Origin of the sequence: Clostridium arbusti SL206 (genome assembly GCF_000246895.1) — a bacterium.
GTDB classification, from domain to species: Bacteria; Bacillota; Clostridia; order Clostridiales; family Clostridiaceae; genus Clostridium_I; species Clostridium_I arbusti.
In genome coordinates this window covers 1-7,053 of sequence record NZ_BAEV01000144.1, presented here as the reverse complement: position 1 = coordinate 7,053, position 7,053 = coordinate 1, and the positions used below count along the sequence as shown (strand labels likewise).

Sequence of the window (7,053 nt, the reverse complement as noted above, 5' to 3'; positions counted from 1 at the left end):
GAAAATAGTTTTATTTTTGTAATATAGGCTAGTAGTAAAATATCAAATATGTACAAAAAAAGTGAATGATAAGTATTAACCATATAAAATGTACTTAAATAAGATACAAATACAAATAAGATACAAAATAAAAATGACTTTAATTTATTCTCTATTATAAATCCTTTTCTGTTATATAATGCTTCAAAAACGCCTAAAAGAAGCAAAGCTTCAATAGTATCTAGCACTATTTCTCTTATAGAATCCATATAATGTCTCCTTTATTTCTAATATTTATAATTTTTCATAAAGGTCACAGATAAAATTTTTATCTGTGACCTTTATGAAATTTTTTATTTTAGAAATTCATCAGGACATTTTGGTTGATGTGAACTTAAAGTAGATGTTGGTACTATAACTAGTGCTCCTAAAAATAAAGATACAGAACCTACAACTTTCATTACTTTTGATGTTAATGATTTTTTAATACTTTCCATTTTAATCGCCTCCATATAATATTAGTAATTTATTAACTACAATTTATATATTCTACAATAATTTGATGTTTCCTGCATAATTTGTAAAAAAAATCAGATTTATAATAATAAACGATTAGTTTAGCCAAAATATATCAATAAGTTTTGAAGGTGTAAGAGATTTAATTTTTGTAGAAGAATAGAGATTTGTAGAGGAGTTTTTATAAATATTAGCTAATAGTTTGTTTATGAATTATGAGTATTTAGCTAAGTTTTTGGAAGAACAAAAGACCAAAGTTCATATCTTTAATGACTTATCAAGAGCTATAACAAAGTTTGGCATAAAGGTTAATAAAAAAGTAATACTTATGATAGATGAGGTAGATAAAAGTAGCAATAAGCAGCTGTTCTTAAGTTTTTTAGGTATGATTAGAAACAAATATTTATTATGACGTTAAAAATTTAAAATTAAAATTACGTCCAGAGGAAGAAAAAAATATAACAGTCTCTAGAATATAATTTAGTATGGTATAAGATAAAAAATTCTGATAAAATAAAGATAGAAAATATGTAATTACAGGTATAAGAACATGTGTTCTCGTAAATACTTATAATAGATAAAAATTTATTTATAAAAAGAGGTGATTCATTTGGATAAAGAAATACTTGAACTATTAAAGTTAATGAGAAGTGATATAACTTCAATGAAGAGTGATGTAGGTTCGTTAAAGAATGATGTAGGTTTAATGCAAGACGATATAAAAGAATTAAAGACAGGGCAAAATGAAACTAATAAGAGACTTTGTAATATAGAGAATAAACTTGATGCAATATATGATCATACAGCAGAACTTACGGAATTTAGAACTGAGACAAGAGATGGTTTAAAAAGTATAAAGGATGATTTGACTAACGTAGAATTAATAACAGCTAAAAATTATTCGGATATAGTTAAATTAAAGGCAGTAAAATAACATTTCTTAATGGTTAGTTAATTAAAGCTTGTCTTGAAAATAAAAAATACATAAAACCTACTAAAGTACAATGTACATTATAGTAGGTTATTTTTATGTGTTTAAAGAGCTATGTAATGTGGTAAAATATATACGAGACAAGTGGGGTGAGAGAAGAAATGAAAGAAAATTATCATAAAATAATGTTAGAAGAAATAAGTAAAATAAATTATGAAAATAAAAGACCAAGATTATTATTACATAGTTGTTGTGCACCTTGTAGTTCTTATGTGCTTAAATTTTTGTCTCAGTATTTTCATATAGAAGTGTTATTCTTTAATCCTAATATTTACCCTGAGAGTGAATATATAAGAAGATTAGAAGAGCAAATTAGACTTATAAAGGAAATGGGATTTTATTACAATGTGGTAGGAACTGAACATGAAAGCCAGCTTTTTTATGATGCTGTTAAAGGTTATGAAAAAATGGGGGAAGGTAGCGAACGTTGCTATCATTGTTATGAGCTGAGATTAGATAGAGCTGCTGAGTATGCTAAAGCAAATGATTTTGATTATTTTACAACTACTCTTACAATAAGTCCTATGAAAAATGCAGCGAAGTTGAATGAGATTGGTTTGGAATTAGAGAATAAGTATAATGTAAAATTTCTTAATTCTGATTTTAAGAAGAATAATGGTTATAAATGTTCTGTAGATTTATCTAAAGAGTATAGCCTATATCGTCAATCCTATTGTGGCTGTATTTTTTCACAGTTAGAATATATGGACAGAATAAAAAACTCACAATAATATGCTGAAGTGTATTGTTAAATTAAAAGTAGCCTTTGTATATTTACTACTAAAGATTAATACAAATACTTCGATAATTATGATTAATAGAATAACGTTGAACGTGGGGTTGATAAAATGAGATTAAGTCATAATTTAGCATCATTAAATATATATTATGCTTATACAAAAAGTCTTAATAGTCAAAGTACGGCTTTAAATAGACTAACTTCTGGTAAAAAAATAAATAGTGCACAAGATGATCCAAATGCCTTAGCTAAAAGTGAGAAAATGAATATGCAAATAAGAGGACTTCAGGCTGGAGCAAAGAATTCTCAGGATGGAGTAAGTATGCTTCAAACTGCAGAAGGTGGTCTTAGTAATATAAGTGATAATCTTCAGAGAATGAGAGAACTTGTTGTATCTTCTGGTAGTGGAAGTTTAACAGATAATGATAAGAAAAATATTCAATTGGAAATAGATCAGATTAAGAAGAGTATTAATGATATAGCTAATAATACTGAATTTAATGGCGTTAAGCTTTTGAATGCTACCTCAGCGGATGGAAGCTATTATGATAATAATAAGCCATCTTCTAAAATAACAGCAGCTACAGATGCAGATCCAGGTGATACAGTGGTAGTCCCAAGATTTAATGTCACTACATCCATTCAGGATTCTACAGGAAATACTTTAGATAGTTTGGATTTAACTAATAATTCTGTAGATGAAAATTTAAGCTTGGTGGATGCATCCATAAATAGTGTAGTACATGCTAGAAGTGTATATGGTGGTATAGAAAACAGATTTAATGATACTTATAATAACACTAATGAAATATCAGACAAGATGGAAGAAGCAGATAGCAGTATAAGTGATGCAGATATAGCTACTGAAATGATGGAATATTCAAAATCTGGAATATTGGTTAGTGCGGGTATATCTATAATGGTTCAGACTAATAAATTCCCTCAGGATATACTTAATATATTGAGTCAGGTTAGGTCAAGATAATTTATTTGTACAATTTTAATAAAATAATTAAGTTTAATATGTGTGTAATAAGAGTATATTGCTTTTCCGCAATATACTCTTATTATTTTTAATAAAATCTTTATTAATTTGTAATATAAAATCTTTTTTTAGTTCAAGTGTTTATTGTGTTTAAATATACATTAATGTGATAAAATATTTAATAAACAATTAAATTTTAAATAGAGAAAATAATATATATATGTAAATTCTTGTTTACTTTTATACAATTTTAAATAATATTATGGAATAATTAATAAAAGTTTACTATAATACTTATATGTATTTAATTTGAATTTTAATAATAATATTATTTGAGTTTAAAATGTATATAAACAATATGAAAAATTTACCTAAGAAGCTCTGTTGTATTATTAAGTAATATAAATTATTATATAATAAATAATATATATTTAAAAATTTAATTGCAATAAGAAATTTTATGATAGAATAGGAGATGATAAGTTATGTCAATTGATAGCATTTATCAAGGACGGTTTACATATAATTTAATTAAAAAATCATTAGATGCATCTAGTACCAGGAGCAAGGCTATAGCTAATAATGTGGCAAATATTAATACTGCAGGATACAAGAGAAGTTACGTAACCTTTGAAGATACTCTTAAGAATAGTATGGACAATATATCTATGAAGAAGGATAACACTTTACATATGGATGATGGAAGTGGTTTTGGAGAAATTACTGTTAAAAAGGATACATCTACAAGTATGAGAACTGATGGAAACAATGTAGATATCGATTCTGAAATGTCTAATCAAGCACAAAATACTTTAATGTATGAGGCATTAGTAAATCAGGCAAGCAGTAGAATTTCTATGAAAAAGTATGTAATAACTGGAGGAGGTAATTAATCTTTATGGGAGTTTTTAATGCTTTAAACATTAGTTCTAGTGGTCTTTCTGCTGAAAGACTTAGAATGGATACAATTTCCTCAAATATAGCTAATGTGGATACTACGAGAACGGAAGAAACTGGACAACCTTATAGAAGAAAAATAGCTGTATTTCAAGAAAATTTGGATAAGGAACTCAATTCTCAGACAGGACAATATGAGAATCAGTTAAAAGGTGTTAGGGCAGTGAGGATTGTAAATGATAATTCAGCATTTAAACAGGTTTATGATCCAAGCAATTCAGATGCAAATGCTGATGGTTACGTCTCTATGCCAAATGTAGATGTATTGAATGAAATGGCGGATCTAATATCTTCCACCAGGGCATATGAAGCTAATGTAAGTGCTATTGGTGCAGCAAAGAGTATGTTTTCTTCTGCACTACAAATCGGAAAGTAGAGGCGATAAATTATGAACGTAAATCAATTCATTCCAAACAGTGTAATAAGTAATTTAGATAGTATGGTTGGTTCAAACACAAATAACAATGTAAATACAGATAATAATGGTGGATTAGATTTTTCATCTATACTAAAAGATAAACTGGATGGGGTTAATGATAAGCAGGTAAGTGCAGATAATATTACTAATCAATTTATATCAGGTGATGATGTAGATGTGCACCAAGTTATGCTTTCAACACAAGAGGCGCAGATGTCTTTGCAATTAGCAGTTCAGATGAGAAATAAAATTGTGGAGGCATACCAGGAATTAAACAGAATGCAAGTGTAATGTAGGGAGTGCATAAGATGAGTAAGCTTTCAGAGATTTTTGGCAAAATTAAAGATAAATGGTTAGGAACAAGTAGAACTAAACAGATAGTAATCGCTATATTAGTTGTTGGAATAATAGCTGCAATAACGGCCTTTGGAATAACTGCCAGCAAAACAAAGTATGGAGTGCTGTTTTCAAATATGGACACCAACGATTCTGCTACAATTATAAATAAGTTGAAGTCAGATAAAGTGGAATATAAGGTGGATTCAAGTACAAATACTATCTATGTTCCAGAAAATCAAGTGGATGATTTAAGACTACAGTATGCTACTTCTGTAAAGGGTGGCAGTGTAGGATTTGAAGTATTTGATAATAGTAGTCAACTAGGAATGACGGATCAGCAGTTCAATGTGCAGTATCAAAGGGCAATAGAGGGAGAACTAGAAAGGACCATTAAGGGTTTTCCACAAATTGATAATGCAAGGGTTCAGATAGTTATGCCAGATAATTCAGTTTTTGTTAGAGATGGATCACCCGCTAAAGCTTCTGTATTTTTAAAAATGAAATCAGGGCAAAAACTAACAAAAAATCAAGTTAAGGCAATTGTATCTCTTGTAGCTGGTGGAGTTAAAAACTTATCACCAAATGACGTACAAGTAGTAGATGACAATATGACTTTACTAAGTAGTGATATAAATAATAATAGTGATAATCAAGATGTGTCTGCAACTACTGCTGCAAGAAGTGATATAGAAAGTAAGGCAGAAGAAGAGCTTCAGGAAAAGGTATTAAATCAGTTAGCACCTATCTATGGTAAAGATAGGGTTAAAGTACAGGTTCATGCAGATATGAATTTTGATTCAAATCAGCAGACTTCTACTACTATAAGTAATCCAACAGTGATAAGTGAACATGAAACTACTAGTAGTAGCAATGGAGGAAGTGCTGCTACTAGTGGAAGTCCAAATGATAATAACAATAATGCTAATCAAATAACTAATAATAACAATAGTGGTACTTCTACCAGTACTGATACCACTAAAAATTATGATACAAATAGAGTTGAAACTAAGACTCAATCAGCACCTGGAAATATAAATAGATTAACAGTTTCTGTAGTAGTAGATGAAACAAATATAAGTGCTGCTGAGCAGGCTTCTATAAATAATATAGTAAGTCAGGCAGCAGGCATTAATCAGCAAAGAGGAGATAGTATAAGTGTTGAGGGAATGAAATTTGATACTACACTTCAAGACAATGCTCAGAAAGCTATAGATCAAATGAATCAGGAAACTCAACAGCAGCAGAGAAGGAAACTTTATACTGAGATTGGTATAGGTGCCGCAGCCGCTGCAGCGGCAATTATTGGTGGGGTAGTATTCTTAGTTAAAAAGAGAAGAAAGGCTAAAGCTGAAGCAGAGGCTGAGGAAGAAGAGACTACTGGAATTGATACTGTAATTGACGATACTATAGTTCCAAAAGAACAAGTTAAATATGATCCAATAGAGTTTGAACATGAAGATGAAAAATCACATATGGAAAGTGAAATTAAAAAATATGCTAGTACTAAACCAGATCAGGTTGCTGATGTTGTTAAGGCCTGGCTTTCGGAAAATGAGAGGTGATATAGTATATGGCTAGCGATAAGAAATTAACTGGAGTACAAAAGGCCGCTATACTGTTCATAACTTTAGGCCCTGAAACATCTGCAGGAATAATAAAAAAGCTTCCTGAAAGAGAAATACAAAAGATTACCTATGAAATTGCAAATATGACTTCTGTTACCAAAGAACAAAGACAGGAAATACTTTCAGAGTTTATAGAAATGAATAGAGCAAAAGAGTATTTACTTGAAGGTGGAATAGACTATGCAAGGGATCTACTTTCAAAGGCACTTGGAAATCAAAGAGCAAAGGAGATACTGGAAAAAGTAGTGGAAGCTACAGAACAGTATAGACCTTTTTCTATTGCAAGAAAGGCGGATGCTCATCAATTGTTGAATGTAATTAATAGTGAGCATCCTCAGACTATAGCCTTAATACTTTGTTATCTTCAGTCAGATAAGGCAGGTCAAATACTGTCCTCACTACCAGAAGAGCTTCAGGGTGAAGTGGCTTATAGAATTGCAACTATGAGTAATACTTCACCTATGGTAATAAAAGAAATTGAAAATGTATTAAATACTAAACTAT

The 7,053-nt window shown here is 29.7% G+C and carries 8 protein-coding genes and 3 pseudogenes; 9 read left to right on the top strand and 2 right to left on the bottom strand.

The genetic code is table 11. The annotated features are described in order from the left end of the window. Both RH99_RS17170 and RH99_RS18730 read right to left on the bottom strand, forming a co-directional pair. A pseudogene (locus tag RH99_RS17170) lies at nucleotides 1-248 on the bottom strand (sensor histidine kinase); the annotation flags it as partial. 84 nt (nucleotides 249-332) lie between these two features. Next, nucleotides 333-476: an AgrD family cyclic lactone autoinducer peptide gene (locus RH99_RS18730; RefSeq protein ID WP_010241171.1), complete on the bottom strand. Its 144-nt coding sequence runs from the start codon at nucleotides 474-476 to the stop codon at nucleotides 333-335. Nucleotides 477-607: 131 nt separating this feature from the next. On the opposite strand from RH99_RS18730, the pseudogene RH99_RS20060 reads away from it, so the two are divergent. From RH99_RS20060 to RH99_RS17125, 9 genes and pseudogenes are all read left to right on the top strand, one after another. Beyond that, a pseudogene (locus tag RH99_RS20060) lies at nucleotides 608-947 on the top strand (AAA family ATPase); the annotation flags it as partial. A gap of 158 nt (nucleotides 948-1,105) precedes the next feature. Beyond that, nucleotides 1,106-1,429: a hypothetical protein gene (locus RH99_RS17160; protein ID WP_010241169.1), complete on the top strand. Its 324-nt coding sequence runs from the start codon at nucleotides 1,106-1,108 to the stop codon at nucleotides 1,427-1,429. Nucleotides 1,430-1,587: 158 nt separating this feature from the next. After that, nucleotides 1,588-2,217: an epoxyqueuosine reductase QueH gene (locus RH99_RS17155; protein WP_010241166.1), complete on the top strand. Its 630-nt coding sequence runs from the start codon at nucleotides 1,588-1,590 to the stop codon at nucleotides 2,215-2,217. Nucleotides 2,218-2,334: 117 nt separating this feature from the next. Then, on the top strand, nucleotides 2,335-3,210 hold the full coding sequence (locus RH99_RS17150) for a flagellin (RefSeq protein ID WP_010241164.1): 876 nt from the start codon (nucleotides 2,335-2,337) through the stop codon (nucleotides 3,208-3,210). A 485-nt stretch (nucleotides 3,211-3,695) separates the two neighbouring features. Then, on the top strand, nucleotides 3,696-4,103 hold the full coding sequence (gene flgB / locus RH99_RS17145) for a flagellar basal body rod protein FlgB (RefSeq protein WP_010241162.1): 408 nt from the start codon (nucleotides 3,696-3,698) through the stop codon (nucleotides 4,101-4,103). A 5-nt stretch (nucleotides 4,104-4,108) separates the two neighbouring features. Beyond that, on the top strand, nucleotides 4,109-4,543 hold the full coding sequence (gene flgC, locus RH99_RS17140; RefSeq protein WP_010241160.1) for a flagellar basal body rod protein FlgC: 435 nt from the start codon (nucleotides 4,109-4,111) through the stop codon (nucleotides 4,541-4,543). Between the two features lie 12 nt (nucleotides 4,544-4,555). Further along, entirely contained in the window at nucleotides 4,556-4,876 is a 321-nt protein-coding gene (fliE, locus tag RH99_RS17135; protein ID WP_010241158.1) for a flagellar hook-basal body complex protein FliE, read from the top strand. A 17-nt stretch (nucleotides 4,877-4,893) separates the two neighbouring features. Continuing rightward, the gene (gene fliF, locus RH99_RS17130; protein WP_010241157.1) at nucleotides 4,894-6,486 is read left to right on the top strand and encodes a flagellar basal-body MS-ring/collar protein FliF; all 1,593 of its coding nucleotides are present in this window, start codon (nucleotides 4,894-4,896) and stop codon (nucleotides 6,484-6,486) included. An 8-nt stretch (nucleotides 6,487-6,494) separates the two neighbouring features. After that, nucleotides 6,495-7,053, top strand: a pseudogene (locus RH99_RS17125) (flagellar motor switch protein FliG); the annotation flags it as partial.

Coding starts and splice junctions, on each gene's coding strand:
- RH99_RS18730 (WP_010241171.1), bottom strand. CDS start 476: ATGGAAAGTATTAAAAAATCATTAACATCAAAAGTAATGAAAGTTGTA.
- RH99_RS17155 (WP_010241166.1), top strand. CDS start 1,588: ATGAAAGAAAATTATCATAAAATAATGTTAGAAGAAATAAGTAAAATA.
- RH99_RS17150 (WP_010241164.1), top strand. CDS start 2,335: ATGAGATTAAGTCATAATTTAGCATCATTAAATATATATTATGCTTAT.
- flgB (WP_010241162.1), top strand. CDS start 3,696: ATGTCAATTGATAGCATTTATCAAGGACGGTTTACATATAATTTAATT.
- flgC (WP_010241160.1), top strand. CDS start 4,109: ATGGGAGTTTTTAATGCTTTAAACATTAGTTCTAGTGGTCTTTCTGCT.
- fliE (WP_010241158.1), top strand. CDS start 4,556: ATGAACGTAAATCAATTCATTCCAAACAGTGTAATAAGTAATTTAGAT.
- fliF (WP_010241157.1), top strand. CDS start 4,894: ATGAGTAAGCTTTCAGAGATTTTTGGCAAAATTAAAGATAAATGGTTA.